The organism is Clostridium sp. AF21-20LB (assembly GCF_003478795.1).
GTDB lineage: Bacteria > Bacillota > Clostridia > Lachnospirales > Lachnospiraceae > Otoolea > Otoolea fessa.
The window spans coordinates 21611-35768 of record NZ_QUGD01000012.1 but is presented as its reverse complement, the minus strand read 5'-3'; the positions used below and the strand labels follow the sequence as shown (position 1 = coordinate 35768).

15 protein-coding genes are annotated in these 14158 nt (G+C 45.8%); 8 read left to right on the top strand and 7 right to left on the bottom strand.

Going from position 1 to position 14158, the window contains the following annotated elements:
- Window positions 1-108 precede the first annotated feature (108 nt).
- The 5 genes from DWX76_RS07965 to DWX76_RS07945 all read right to left on the bottom strand — a co-directional run bounded on the left by DWX76_RS07965 (window position 109) and on the right by DWX76_RS07945 (window position 5709).
- Entirely contained in the window at window positions 109-1356 is a 1248-nt protein-coding gene (locus tag DWX76_RS07965) for a dicarboxylate/amino acid:cation symporter (protein WP_118570459.1), read from the bottom strand.
- A 273-nt stretch (window positions 1357-1629) separates the two neighbouring features.
- A complete protein-coding gene (locus DWX76_RS07960) occupies window positions 1630-2424 on the bottom strand; it encodes an SDR family oxidoreductase (RefSeq protein WP_118570458.1) in 795 nt (264 codons plus the stop codon).
- 264 nt (window positions 2425-2688) lie between these two features.
- Window positions 2689-3585, bottom strand: a complete 897-nt coding sequence (locus tag DWX76_RS07955; protein WP_243022494.1) for a fumarylacetoacetate hydrolase family protein — start codon at window positions 3583-3585, stop codon at window positions 2689-2691.
- Window positions 3586-4210: 625 nt separating this feature from the next.
- Entirely contained in the window at window positions 4211-5167 is a 957-nt protein-coding gene (locus DWX76_RS07950) for a LysR family transcriptional regulator (protein ID WP_118570457.1), read from the bottom strand.
- A gap of 320 nt (window positions 5168-5487) precedes the next feature.
- The gene (locus DWX76_RS07945; protein WP_107001272.1) at window positions 5488-5709 is read right to left on the bottom strand and encodes a DUF1858 domain-containing protein; all 222 of its coding nucleotides are present in this window, start codon (window positions 5707-5709) and stop codon (window positions 5488-5490) included.
- Between the two features lie 363 nt (window positions 5710-6072).
- Between DWX76_RS07945 and DWX76_RS15050 the strand changes: the two genes are divergently transcribed.
- Both DWX76_RS15050 and DWX76_RS07935 read left to right on the top strand, forming a co-directional pair.
- Entirely contained in the window at window positions 6073-6276 is a 204-nt protein-coding gene (locus tag DWX76_RS15050; protein WP_118523989.1) for a DUF3878 family protein, read from the top strand.
- Window positions 6249-7028: a DUF3878 family protein gene (locus DWX76_RS07935; protein ID WP_118570456.1), complete on the top strand. Its 780-nt coding sequence runs from the start codon at window positions 6249-6251 to the stop codon at window positions 7026-7028. Before DWX76_RS15050 ends, DWX76_RS07935 begins: the two co-directional genes overlap by 28 nt.
- Before the next feature lie 6 nt (window positions 7029-7034).
- Here the strand turns inward: DWX76_RS07935 and DWX76_RS07930 are convergent, their stop codons facing one another.
- Window positions 7035-8759 carry an NADH-dependent [FeFe] hydrogenase, group A6 gene (locus tag DWX76_RS07930; protein ID WP_329751004.1) on the bottom strand — a complete coding sequence of 575 codons (1725 nt, stop codon included), beginning with the start codon at window positions 8757-8759 and terminating at the stop codon, window positions 7035-7037.
- The gene (locus tag DWX76_RS13960) at window positions 8756-9028 is read right to left on the bottom strand and encodes a hypothetical protein (RefSeq protein ID WP_182429755.1); all 273 of its coding nucleotides are present in this window, start codon (window positions 9026-9028) and stop codon (window positions 8756-8758) included. Before DWX76_RS13960 ends, DWX76_RS07930 begins: the two co-directional genes overlap by 4 nt.
- Before the next feature lie 75 nt (window positions 9029-9103).
- Between DWX76_RS13960 and DWX76_RS07915 the strand changes: the two genes are divergently transcribed.
- From DWX76_RS07915 to DWX76_RS07880, 6 genes are all read left to right on the top strand, one after another.
- Window positions 9104-9478: a TnpV protein gene (locus DWX76_RS07915; protein WP_001129922.1), complete on the top strand. Its 375-nt coding sequence runs from the start codon at window positions 9104-9106 to the stop codon at window positions 9476-9478.
- 366 nt (window positions 9479-9844) lie between these two features.
- Window positions 9845-11764: a tetracycline resistance ribosomal protection protein Tet(O) gene (gene tet(O), locus DWX76_RS07910; protein ID WP_002596250.1), complete on the top strand. Its 1920-nt coding sequence runs from the start codon at window positions 9845-9847 to the stop codon at window positions 11762-11764.
- A 51-nt stretch (window positions 11765-11815) separates the two neighbouring features.
- Entirely contained in the window at window positions 11816-11989 is a 174-nt protein-coding gene (locus DWX76_RS07905; RefSeq protein ID WP_008724758.1) for a cysteine-rich KTR domain-containing protein, read from the top strand.
- Window positions 11990-12480: 491 nt separating this feature from the next.
- On the top strand, window positions 12481-12990 hold the full coding sequence (locus tag DWX76_RS07890) for a sigma-70 family RNA polymerase sigma factor (RefSeq protein WP_002596252.1): 510 nt from the start codon (window positions 12481-12483) through the stop codon (window positions 12988-12990).
- Between the two features lie 94 nt (window positions 12991-13084).
- Window positions 13085-13516, top strand: a complete 432-nt coding sequence (locus tag DWX76_RS07885; protein ID WP_002596253.1) for a sigma-70 family RNA polymerase sigma factor — start codon at window positions 13085-13087, stop codon at window positions 13514-13516.
- Between the two features lie 76 nt (window positions 13517-13592).
- The gene (locus tag DWX76_RS07880) at window positions 13593-14066 is read left to right on the top strand and encodes an RNA polymerase sigma factor (RefSeq protein ID WP_002596254.1); all 474 of its coding nucleotides are present in this window, start codon (window positions 13593-13595) and stop codon (window positions 14064-14066) included.
- The last annotated feature ends 92 nt before the right edge of the window (window positions 14067-14158 follow it).

Genomic DNA, 14158 nt, shown 5'->3' with positions numbered 1-14158 from the left:
TGCATATACTCTCAGATTCTCATTGGTCCGCATCTGCTGACACTTTTCCAAGAATATTTTATTTTTCCTGGTAGCCGGCCGGAATTCCGTTTTTCTGTTCTCCAGCCCTTACGCTGCCTTTGTCTCGGTTTCCGCACCAGTTCCCAGCGTATGCATCATGCCCTCGCTACGTGCTACCACCATGGTGGTTACCACATCACCGGTTACGTTAAAGGTTGTATTTGCCATATCAATCAGTCGGAAGATACCGGCAATCAGACCTACAATCTCCAGCGGAAGTCCCATGTTCGTCAGAAGAATCGTGGTCATGATGATCGCGCCTCCCGGAACACCCGGACAGCCCATAGCTACTAATACAGTAGAAATAATAATGTTTACCAATGCGGACGGTGTCAGGTTCATTCCATAAATCTGTGCCGTCATTACGATAGCCGCTGCATAGTAGATACATCCACCATTCATGTTGATGGTTGCGCCAAGCGGCAGGGAGAACGATGATAACTCGGAAGATACGCCAAACTCATCATTCGTAACAGAGGTTGTGATCGGAAGAGAACCGCTGCTGCTGGTGGTGCTGGCCGTTACAACCCATACTTTCCAGATACCCTGCAGCCATTTCTTTACCGGGAACTTTGCCAGAAGCGCTACCATCGGAATATACATCAGTAAAACAAGGATTACATCGGAAGCATAAACCGTGAGAATCAGCTTTCCGAGCGGTCCAAAGATTTTCAGACCATATGCACCAACTGAATCTGCTAACAGTGCACATACACCAATCGGAGAAAACTCCATAACAATGGCTGTGATTTTATACATTGCATTGGCACAGCTCTGTACACCTGCTAAAAGGCGTTCCCCCTCTTTTCCCATCATGATAAGTGCTACGCCTAAGAATACCGAAAATACGATAATCTGCAGCATATTTGTGTTGGTAAAAGAAGTGAAAATGTTGGATGGGAACATATCGATTAACGTATCAATGATACTCGGCATCGCCTGCGCCTCATAATCAGTCGATTGTGATAACGCGGTTAAATCAAATCCTTTTCCTGGATTGATGATGTTTGCCATGATAAGCCCTAATCCTACACAGAGTGCAGATGTCAGCGCATACAGTCCAACCACCTTCACGCCAATGTTCCGAAGCTTTTTCAAGTCTCCTAAGCTCGCGACTCCCGCTGTGATGGAAAAGAATACCATCGGAACGACAATCATTTTAATCATATTTAAAAAGATGGTTCCCAGCGGTTTTACAATGGTTGCTTTTTCTCCAAATACGAATCCGATGACAATACCAAGGCCAAAACCGATGAACGTCTTTGTCGCCAAGCTCAATTTCTTTTTTTCTTTCATGAATATTCCCCTTCTTGTGCAATACCCTCACTTACTGTTCACACATATGTGACCACCATGTTGTTTCACAGCACTTTCTATTTCAAAAGTGCCTGCTTTAAACAACCTCCTCTATGCTATATTCTCTCCCAGATTTCATTTCCCCAAATGTCCTCCGGGAGAGAGGTATCTGCAGTTCCGGGTAAATTTCCCAATTCACCTGCAAAACATGCCTTCCGTGAACTCTTCCGGATGTCCTGCATTCCGGAAATGCATCTTTGCCATTTTTTGCAATTAGTATGCTCTTGTCATCGCACCGTCTAACAGGATGGTCTGACCAGATACGTATGTATTTGCCTCGGAGCACAGCCATGTAGCCAGACGTCCGTATTCATCGATGGTGCCGTAGCGTCCCATCGGGAACTTCTTCAGGTCTTCCTTCTCGTAATCTGCTACGCTGATGCCAGCCTTGTCTGCACGCATCTTGTTCAGATTCTCGATTCTTGCGGTGCCGATACGACCTGGTCCAATGACATTGACTAAGATATTGTCTTTGCCGACCTCACTCGCCAGGGTCTTGCTCATGCCGACAACGCCCATTCTCATGGTATTGGAAAGAATCAGGTTGTCCAGGCAGTCCTTAACGGAAGAAGAAGTTGAGTTTACGATACGGCCGCCGCCGAGACGTTTCATGGACGGGAGTACCGCACGGATGGTTCTTACGTAGGAGAGCAGGCACATCTCAAAAGCGCCCTCCCATGCCGCATCATCAAAGCTTACGAACGGTCCCGGCTTCGGACCCGGACACATATTTACGAGTGCGTAGATATCGCCCAGTGTTTCAACGGTGTGTTTTACAAGTGCCTCGATGTCCTCCGGCTTATTAACATCGCAGAGGAAGGTCTCCGGACGGTTTCCGGTCTCTTTCTCGATCTCAGCCTGTGCTTCCAGAAGCTGATCCTTAAACGGTTCTGCGGTACAAATCATAACCTTTGCACCTTCTCTTGCCATCTCGGTTGCAATTCCCTTGCCAAGTCCGGCTGCTGATGCCATACAGAGAACTACTTTGTCTTTTAATCCTAAATCCATGTTGCTACCTCCTGCTTAAAATGAATATATAAAATGATTTGAATGTTCTTTTTGAATTTTTCGTTTTTTTGAAGTATCTTATTTCCCAAATGTATCTGATATGTGTCAGTTTCTTGGAATTGGGATGGCGCTTTCACGCCATCCCCGGTACATATTACAAGGCGATTCTATTTGGGGGAAATCACCATGCAGCCCGTTTTTATCTCCATCCATCACGGATGAAATCTCATTTTTTACGCTTCTTTCTCCGGATGTTTCTTTAAATCAACAACCGGGTTTACAAGTGGTGTCATCTCGAATCCGTCCGGTCCGGTGATGCGGCACTCTGCTACATCGCCATCCTGGATATGGAACGCTCTCGGTGTTCCGGTGGAAAGGATGTCTCCGGCGTACCAGCTGGATGCTGCTGTGCAGGGATACCAGACGCGGCGGTCTGTGGGTCATGTTTGCTACTACGTTTTCTGCATGAACTTCACCGTTGTGAACACTCTGGATCAGAAGTTCATTGACATCCGGTACCTCATCCGGGGTTACAAGCTCCGGACCGAAGGAGAAGAAGGTCGGGAAGTTCTTTACGATGGTTAAATATCTCGGGTTGCCGCTTACATAATCATTTCCCTTTAAGATGGATTCCTCAGTCATATCAAGGATGGTGGTGTAACCGACGATGGCATCCTGCCAGTTTTCTTCGGATACATCTCTGCAATCCTTGCCCATGATGATTCCAAGCTCAGCCTCTGCGGTGGTTTTCTGTGCTTCTTTTAACTTCGGAAGCAGGATTTCATCGCCCGGACCAATCAGGGTGTCTGCCTGCTTGAAGAAGCTTCCCGGAAATCCCTTCGGAGCTGCAGAACCGATGTCTCCGGCATGGTCTGCATAGTTAAGGCCGATACCAAAGATACGTTTCGGGTTGCGGTAGAGCGGTCCGTATACAACTTTCTCGCTCGGAACCAGTCCCGGAATACTTTCCAGCTCTTCCTTGCCGCCTGCGTTATACCATTTTGTCAGTCCCGGAATCTGCTGCTTCTGGATGAGACTCATGACATCCTCGGCCCATGCGGTTCCCTTTGCTGCATTCAGTGCCTCAATCGGAAGCACTCCATTCTTTAAGACGATACCGGCTTTTTCTGTTCCGTTCACTTTGATAGTTGCAAATCTCATATGGTTTCCTCCTTTATCTGTCAGAGATTGCTTCTTCAGAAGTTCTATTTGTCTGTTTCTTTTCATTTTGTTTCAGCGTCTGAAACCCAACCTCTTGAAGCTCTCTGTTTCTTTCTGACATTACTTTACCATTCCCACCAAAAATGTTCCAACTCTCTTTCGAATATGGACGTATAGGTAAATGGTTATGGACCATGACGTGTCTAAAATGATACTTGACCTTCCCTAATAAGCGAAAATACGCCTGGATACAGGCTTTCCTTGTGGTTGGAGGAAGTGGAAATGCCTGTTCCAGACGTATGATTTTAAATATATATAATCGTTTTATTATGGCTTTTATAAGTTAATCATTCTAGTAGTATGTTTGATGTCCATAGGAGAATCCTTATGCCTGTCCATGGCACTGAGAATTTGAACACTTATTTTAATATGCAGCCTTGAAAAACGGCACCAGTGCAATCGCTTTCGCACAGTCATGGGAATAGCCGCCGCCCAGGCTCTGCATCCGAGTTTCTATTTTTTCAGCTACGGGATATACTCTAGCATTTTATCTGATAAAAATCCAAGTCACTTTTAAATATGGCTCTATAAGCAGATTCCTATCAATATTTTGTGAAATTTTAAACTATTTTTTAGCCAGTAGAATGTATTTGATAAAATCATCTACTGTTGCCCCCACGCCCGGATAGCGCTTCATCGACAAAAGGATTGCACGCTTTGCCAGCGGATCGCCAATCTTGTAATAACAGAGTTTTTCCGTTTTCTCTGTGTATTTCAGCAGTGCATCCCTAAAAAAGATGATACCGGACTGTCCGCTCCGCGCCACATTATAGGCAGTCTGAAGCTGATCAAAATACATAATCACCTTCGGCTCGAAACCAGCGTGGGCGCAGATATCCATACTCCTTTTATAAGAATCCTGATTCTTTTTCAGCATCAGAAATGGTTCTTTCGAGACTTTGGAAAGGTCCACCGCACGCACCGCTTCATCCAGAAAACTCCGCTCCAGGATTGATTCCCTGGAGATCTGAAACTCTTTCAGCTTCTCATTCACAGCAAAGGAAGCAGGAACCGCCATAATCATATACTCATACCCCAGCGTCACACTCTCAAACATCTCCGGGTCGAGTGCCTCGACATCCATCGTGATATCAAACTGCCCGGTTCTAAGCCCCGCATCCATCCCTGAAATATCCGTCTCCGTCACGTTGATCCGGCACTTTGGATTCAGTCTGCAATAGCCCCGGATCACCTCCGGAAGAAAATACGCACAGAAATATCCGGAGCTTCCGATGTTAATCACACCGGAACGGATACCCGCCAGCTCTGCAAAATGCTGCTCCATCTCATTGCTGAGCTCGTATATCTTCCGCGTTTTTTCCAGATAATACTGCCCCTCCGGGGTCAGTGCCACCGGGTTCACATTCCGGTCAAAAAGCGAGATCCCATATAACTCTTTCTCAATCTTTTTAATCGCACCGCTGAGGGCTGGCTGGGAAATATAGAGTTTCTGGGCTGCTTTTGAAAAACTTCCTTCTTTCGCAATTTCCATCACGTATTCATATTCTCGCTTACTGAACATAATCCCACCCCTCCATTGTATCTCTATGTACTCTATCAGCTACCCGCTTTTATCCGGTATATGTTTTAGTCTCTCTCCCGGAAAAAAAGTAAAAATATTTTTATCGCAATTATAACGGGTTCTTTTTATCACGTCAATTCTGTAATGTATACTATTTTTACACAATTTTCAGTCTCTAAACAACAATCCGAGCATTTTTCACTCTTGCTTTATGAGGCGTTCTTTCCTATAAAACAACGAAAAAGACGCTATGCTGAAGCCTCATTACTTCGTACACAGCGTCTTTTTATCCAGAATTTTATTAAAATCTAAAATTTGAATTATTCAGCCTGCTCAGACTCTTTCTTTGCGTTCAGGTACTCCTGGATGTTTGCCATAACCTCGTCTGCGTTCAGACCGTGTACCATGCAAGCCTCCTCCAGAGACTCACCGATCGAAGACGGACAGCCAACACAGTGCATGCCTGCCTCCATCAGAACATATGCAATACCCATATCATACTGAAGCATCTCGCCCATCGTGGTTGCTTTTGTGATTTCCATGATAAATTTTCCTTTCTATTCATACTTGCAGTCTCTTACGCAGCTTTGCGGTTTTCACCGCCGCTGCAAAACACCGCGATTATTCTTATGCTTTCTTATATTAACACGAATCGCGCGGTTTTACTATCTTTTTTTGTGAAACATAGAAAATGTTACGATTCACTGGAAAAATTTTTCTGAGCTGAAAATTTTGTACAATCCGGTAGCAGCATTGCTCTTCTCTTGCATCCTCTTCTTATTTCTCTTATAATTACCATGATTGTTCTATGTTTTCCTGTATTGAGAATACGATAGTCACTGGCTCCGTTTTTCTGCCTGTGTCGGAAAACATTTTGATTTTTATACATTAAGGAGTTTTATAAAATGGATCCCTTTTCCATGTTAGAATTACTATTATCCGAAAACCAGTTCGAACTTATTCTCCCGGAAACCGGCACTTCTGCTCCCGACACGATCCGCCTGGTTTACCTGATGAATGATGCAGTCGAAAGTTTCCTCCTCTTCCATAACGTCCGCCTGACCGGTACCTACGATCCGGCATACGAGGGCGAACTCGATGCCTCTTAACCCAGGATGAAAACGAACGCTATGCCCTGATCGTCCATCAGGGAGACTCGGTTGTCACACTCTTTTTCGAAGATCTGACTCTCGAAAATCACTACTATGACTACAGTCAGCTCGGGCACTTCTGGATGAAAGGCTACGAATACCTCCGCCAGCTCGAATACCGCATCGCCATCCTGCGCGACAAACTCGACTATCTGGGGGAAAACTCCTGCAACGCAAACGAGCGGGAGCTTGCCTCCCTCGCGGAATTTCCTCCGCTAAACGTCTGCTGCTACCCGGCGGTCCCGGAAAAATACCGCGTCATCCGTGAAAATCCCTGGCATCTCACCGAAGACGCTTCGCGCGTCTTCCAGTCCATCGCCGTCGAAGCCGGTGATCCAAAACTGCTACATCGCCTGAAGGACTATGAGCAGCACCCCACCAAGCGCCGCGCCCGTCAGATTGCCCGCCTCCTGCACCGGAACGCCCATGCCAAGACAGTCGATCTCCTGACCCGAAAGCTTCAAAAAGCCTCTTCCGCCTACCCGTCCCGCACCTTCGGAAAAGCCCAGCAGACCCGTCACCTGGCTCTCGAACTTCTTGCCAAAAAAAGACAGAAAGAGCTTGAAAAGCGCGGCATCCGCTCCGAACTGCTGCGTGAAGAACCCTTTACGACAGCGCAGGATTCGATTGAATTTAAGATGCATTTAATGATATGGGAGAAAGGAATTTTGAACCGTAAGGCGCGGATTGAGACTTGGGAAGATCAATAACATAATCTATTGCAACAGATCCTGCCGGTTGCAGTACTCTGTATGCAGCAGCTTATGTGACAGCTCCCCACACGGTTCTCCCAGATACGTCTCATAAATTTTCTGGATCGCCGGGTTCTTGTGCGACTGTCTGACCGGAAGCTCTGCCTCTGCCTCATAGATGGCTTTCTTCCGCTTCTCCATGATCGACCATGTCTTAGGCGGATTTCCACCGCCGCCGATGCAGCCGCCCGGACACGCCATGATCTCGATAAACTGATAATCGGCGGTTCCGTTCTTTACCTTTTCCAGCAGAATCTTGGCATTCTTGATGCCGTGTGCCACGGCTACCTTGATCACTCTGCCGTTCAAATCAACCTGCGATTCCTTGATTCCCTCGAAACCGCGGACCGGTGTATAGTCTAGATGTTCCATCTCTTTGCCGGTTACCACCGCATAAACGGTGCGGAGTGCCGCCTCCATGACGCCGCCAGTCGCACCGAAAATAAGTCCCGCGCCGCTTCCTTCGCCAAATGGATCGTCAAACGGCGTATCCGGAAGCTCAGAAAAATCGATTCCACCGGCACGGATCAGCGCTGCCAGTTCCTGTACCGTGATGGAAATATCCACATCCTGATAGCCGCTGTCCCTCATTTCCGGACGGGTACACTCAAATTTCTTTGCCGTACACGGCATAACGGAAACACTGCAGATCTCACCCGGATCGATGCCCTCGCGCTTCGCAAACCAGGTCTTGATCAGCGCACCGAACATCTGCTGCGGGGATTTTGCCGTCGATAAATGCTTCGTGTACTCCGGCGCGTAAGTCTCACAATATTTAACCCACGCCGGACAGCAGGAGGTGATCATCGGCAGAGTTCCGCCATTCTGCAGGCGGTTTAACAGTTCCGTTCCCTCCTCCAGGATCGTCAGATCCGCGGAAAAATCAGAATCAAATACCTTGTAAAAGCCCAGGCGCTTAAGTGCCGACACCAGACGTCCCGTGCTGACAACACCCGGCTGCTCACCCAGTGCCTCCGCCAGCGTAATGCGGACGGACGGAGCCACCTGGATAATCAGTTTTTTGCCTAATTCTTTCTGGCGATATAACCCGTAGGTATGATAATGCACCGTCAATGCTCCGGTCGGACACACCTGCACGCACTGGCCGCAGTTAATACAATTGGTATCAGCCAGTTTTTCCCCATAGGCCGGGGCAATCAGCGTATGGAATCCACGGTTTTCCTTCGAAAGGACGTTGATTCCCTGAATCTCATTGCAGACCTCCATACAACGCCCGCACAGAATACATTTCTGCGGATTCCGCATGATGGCCGGAGAACTCCAGTCCTCCTTCTGATGGCGGAGCTGCTTGTCATAGCGGATATCGAGGTGCATTCCGACATCCTGCGCTACCTTCTGCAGATCGCATTTTCCGTCCTTCGGACATACGAGGCATTCCTGCGGATGTCTCGCAAAAATCAGTTCCAGAATATTTCTTCTCGCTTTCAGTACCTTCGGGGATGCCGTCTGCACGACCATTCCCTCCGAAACAGGTGTACTGCACGCGGTCGGAAGAAGTCTCTGTCCTTCTACCTCAACCACACAGATACGGCAGACCGCCTTGATGCTCAAATCCTCATGATAGCAGAGAGTCGGAATGTGGATACAGGCTTTCTTCGCCGCCTGGAGGATCGTCGTTCCTTCCTCCACCTCTACCGGCTGCCCGTCGATTGTCAGATGTACCATCATGCTTCTCTTCCCCCTCTCCGTTTAAACTGTCCCGCATAGGATGTGCCACGTCTGCGGTGTCTTGCATACGCGTCATACGAATCATATATGACATCACGTTCACCGACTGCTGCATGCTGTCTTCCTATCCGGCTGTTTCCATCGTTTCTATAATCTTCTTCTGCTTCATAAATGCCTTCCGCCACAGCTGCCTGTGTACAGACCGGGCAGTAATCCCGATCAATGTGCGCCAGATATTCCTTTCGGAAGTTCTGGATACTCGTCTGCACCGGAACTGCGGTCGAATGATGTAGGACGGATTTTGCGGACATTCAAAATAAAAAAGAATGTGGAGGTAACAGACAATGGCAAAATCATTATTTGAGGAACTGGGCGGCAAATACGAAAGGCAAGGGGATTATTTGATACCGTGCTTAACTGTACCCGCCGAAGAAGAACAGGCAATAGGCATCTGGGGGCAACGGCATTTAGATTATCTAAAACAGTACCGTAAAGTTACATACACCAATCTTCTTACAAGCGGCAGGCTAAACGCCTACCTTGCCGACATCAACAGACAGGCACAGGAACGCTTTGAAAGGCTCATAGAGGGTATGAAACAGGCACAGGGCATAACGGAACAGCTAAAGGCAGAAAACGCCTTAGAATGGACAGGATGCCTCAATAACATAAGGGCTTGTGCGAGGGAGATTGTGGAAAAGGAAATTATTTTTGCATAAACAGATGATTAGTGGCAGGGGGAAATCCTGCCGCTTTTTCTGCTTTAGTTTGTCAGCTTGACAAATAAAGGGTTAAGGAATATAATTAGATTCAGTATTATACAAGGAGTTAATAAATATGCGGCAAGGTATTCTTAAATAAACTGTCAATTTGATAGTGGGAACAAAAAGTAGCAGTCTCGTTTCACTTTTAATATGGGGCTTAGTTTTTTGTACCCAGTTTAAGAATACTTTTATCATGTAATTTTATATGCCCGAAAACATATAAGTGTTTTGGGGCTATTGGAGTTATTTACCCAGTGATAGGAGTATTTATCACTGGGTATTTTTATGCCCTTTTTTGGGTGTTGATAGGAGGAAAATCACATGAAAATAATTAACTTAGGCATTCTGGCTCACGTTGACGCAGGAAAGACAACATTAACGGAAAGTTTATTGTATACCAGTGGTGCAATTGCAGAACTAGGGAGCGTAGATGAAGGCACAACAAGGACAGATACAATGAATTTGGAGCGTCAAAGGGGAATCACTATCCAGACAGCAGTGACATCTTTTCAGTGGGAGGATGTAAAAGTCAACATTATAGATACGCCAGGCCATATGGATTTTTTGGCGGAAGTATACCGTTCTTTATCCGTATTAGACGGAGCAGTATTATTAGTTTCTGCAAAGGATGGCATACAGGCACAGACCCGTATACTGTTTCATGCACTACAGACAATGAAGATTCCGACAATTTTTTTCATCAATAAAATTGACCAAGAGGGGATTGATTTGCCAATGGTATATCGAGAAATGAAAGCAAAGCTTTCTTCGGAAATTATAGTGAAGCAAAAGGTTGGGCAGCATCCCCATATAAATGTAACGGACAATGACGATATGGAACAGTGGGATGCGGTAATTATGGGAAACGATGAACTATTAGAGAAATATATGTCAGGGAAACCGTTTAAAATGTCAGAACTGGAACAGGAAGAAAACAGGAGATTCCAAAACGGAACGTTATTTCCCGTTTATCACGGAAGCGCTAAAAACAATCTGGGGATTCGGCAGCTTATAGAAGTGATTGCCAGTAAATTTTATTCATCAACGCCTGAAGGTCAATCTGAACTATGCGGGCAGGTTTTTAAGATTGAATATTCAGAGAAAAGGCGGCGTTTTGTTTATGTGCGTATATATAGCGGAACATTGCATTTGAGGGATGTTATTAGAATATCTGAAAAAGAGAAAATAAAAATCACAGAGATGTGTGTTCCGACAAACGGTGAATTATATTCATCCGATACAGCCTGCTCTGGTGATATTGTAATTTTACCAAATGATGTTTTGCAGCTAAACAGTATTTTGGGGAACGGAATACTGTTGCCGCAGAGAAAATTTATTGAAAATCCTCTCCCTATGCTCCAAACAACGATTGCAGTAAAGAAATCTGAACAGCGGGAAATATTGCTTGGGGCACTTACAGAAATTTCAGATGGCGACCCTCTTTTAAAATATTATGTGGATACTACAACGCATGAGATTATACTTTCTTTTTTGGGGAAAGTGCAGATGGAAGTCATTTGTGCCATCCTTGAGGAAAAATATCATGTGGAGGCAGAAATAAAAGAGCCTACTGTTATATATATGGAAAGACCGCTTAGAAAAGCAGAATATACCATCCACATAGAAGTCCCGCCAAATCCTTTCTGGGCTTCTGTCGGGTTGTCCATAGAGCCGCTCCCTATTGGAAGCGGAGTGCAGTATGAAAGCAGAGTTTCACTTGGATATTTAAATCAATCGTTCCAAAATGCGGTTATGGAGGGGGTTCTTTATGGCTGCGAGCAGGGGCTGTATGGATGGAAAGTGACAGACTGTAAAATCTGTTTTGAATATGGATTGTATTATAGTCCTGTAAGTACCCCCGCAGACTTTCGGCTGCTTTCCCCTATCGTATTGGAGCAGGCTTTAAAAAAAGCAGGGACAGAACTATTAGAGCCATATCTCCACTTTGAAATTTATGCACCGCAGGAATATCTCTCACGGGCGTATCATGATGCTCCAAGGTATTGTGCAGATATTGTAAGTACTCAGATAAAGAATGACGAGGTCATTCTGAAAGGAGAAATCCCTGCTAGATGTATTCAAGAATACAGGAACGATTTAACTTATTTCACAAATGGGCAGGGAGTCTGCTTGACAGAGTTAAAAGGATACCAGCCAGCTATTGGTAAATTTATTTGCCAACCCCGCCGCCCGAATAGCCGTATAGATAAGGTTCGGCATATGTTCCACAAGTTAGCTTAACAGCTTGCAAAAGTCATATAAAATGAGATTTGAAAGGATTAGAGACTAATTATGATGAAATGCGAATGGATATTGTGTCCTGTTTGTGGGAACAAAACCCGTAATAAAATTAGGAAGGACACTGTTTTGGAGAATTATCCCCTTTATTGTCCAAAATGCAGACAAGAAAGATTGATTAAAGTTGACAACTTGAAGATAACTGTCATCAAAGAGCCAGACGCTTAAGACGCAGAGCCGATGAAATTGTGGAACAATTCACGAATCATCGGCTCTTTTTGTTTCGTATTTGAAAGAACAAACTCACCAAATAAAAAAAAACGATATTCGGGTGGGTTATTTTGTTATACCCTAAATTACCCTCTGAATTTGTTTTTAAATTTGGAGGGATTTTTTTATGTCCTTTTTTCGGGCAGTTATCTATCTGCTCATACGAAGCAAAATTTATCAATACATAGCATATCAGAGAACGGCAGGAAACCAGTTAAAAAAATTTCTGCCTATGCAACGGCACTTCCTGCCTTGAATGTAGAAGTACAATCTCCATACAACAGAATTAATATTTCCCATAACCGTAAAGGTCATAGAGCCTTTGCGGTTTTTCTTTTGTCGATTTTTGTTGGAAAGTGCCATAGGGCTATTAGTGGTGTTAGGTGTCGTTCGCCACCTCTCCATCTGGATTTTGAACATTTCAAAAATTCAGATGGGAGGTACTTACAGTGAAATACGCACCGAGAAAGGTATATATCAAGGAAAGCGGCAGATATGTGGAACTGTCCTATACGGATTTCTGCCGCCGCAGGGAATCCGACCAGACCTATATGGACAAGCTGTTTATCCCCATTCAAGGCTGTCTGCTTGAAGTCGTGAGGGAGCAATACACGGACTTCTACCGAGATAAGGAACGGTGGCGTTATCTGAAAAAATTAGATACGAAGAACAGCCTGCTTTCTCTGGATGGATTTACGGACAGCGAGGGGAAGCCTTTAGACTTTATCGCTGATGAAGCGGCAGACATTGCGGAAACCGTTGTCAATGCGGTTATGGTGGACAGGCTGAAAGCCGCCCTGCCTTTGCTGTCGGATAGTGAACAGGAATTGATACAGGCAATCTTTTTTGACGGACTTTCTGAGCGTGAAGTCGGGGCGAGGTTCGGCATAACCCAGAGCGTTGTGAACAAACGCAAAGCCAGAATCCTAAGAAAACTAAGAAAGATAATAGAAAATTAAAATTTAAGGCGTTCAGCCCCTTGTTTTTTCCTTTGGGAAAATGAGGGGGTTTTTCTCTGCCCTCTCAATCAATTCTGATTGGAGGAAAAGAAGCATGGCATATAACCACGGACGGGAGGACAGGAAATGGCGTATCTGGAAAGAAGCGGAGGAAAAGCTGCTGCGTGAGTGCGGCGTTGATGAAGCGACCATTGAGCAGATACGCATTGCGGACAGGGCAGACTTCAATTCCAACAGGCGGTTTTACCGATGGACGAATGACATTGCGGAATACCTTGAGGACATGGCAGACAGGGAGCGGCAGACGGAAGTGGGTACGGTTGCGGAGTTACTGGACGAGATTGAGAGCGAAAATCTCTATCAAGTATTAGTCGCGGTGGACGGGCGTACCTTGAAAATCGTCCTGCTGAAAATGCAGGGGTATTCCACAAAGGAGATTGCCCCGCTCGTGCATTTGACGACTGGTGCCATCTATGCGAGGTTAGACCATCTGCGGAAGAAGCTACGAAAATTTTATAGCGTCTAAAACAGCCTGCCGTCCTGCGGGCTACTGGGTGAGGGATGGAAATCCCCTCACTTATTTTTTGCAGGAGGCAAGCGGGATGGCATACAGAGTTAAGGCGTACACGCTTCGGGAGGAATCCACGGAAAGCGGCACAAGGTATTTTATCAGCTTTAAGGACGGGCAGGGCAAATCCCACGAGTTGGAAGTGTCGGAACAGTTCTTTATGGAGTTTCGGCAGATGGAACGCAGGAACAGGAATCTCCTCCAATGGGACGAGCGGCACAGGGAGTTTTCGGAAGTATGGGACGAAACGCTGAACAGGCGGGCGTTGAAGCTGCCTAAGAGCATAGAGGAACAAATGATTGAGGCAGAACGGGCAGAACTGCTCTGTAAGGCGGTTGACGGACTGCCAGAGATACAAAGGCGGCGTTTCCTGCTCTACTACGAGTATGAGTTCAATTTTTACCAAATCGCCGCTATGGAGCATTGCACCGCTTCGGCAATACAGAAATCTGTTGCGATTGCAAAGGAGAAAGTAAAGGCGGAAATGAGGAAGTATCTCCAACCGTGACCGACACCGCCCGAAAAAGAAATCTGTTTTTTATTTGTGTGGGATTGGCGGCATTACATACTCTCACTTTTTCTTCGTGGGAGTAAATCTAT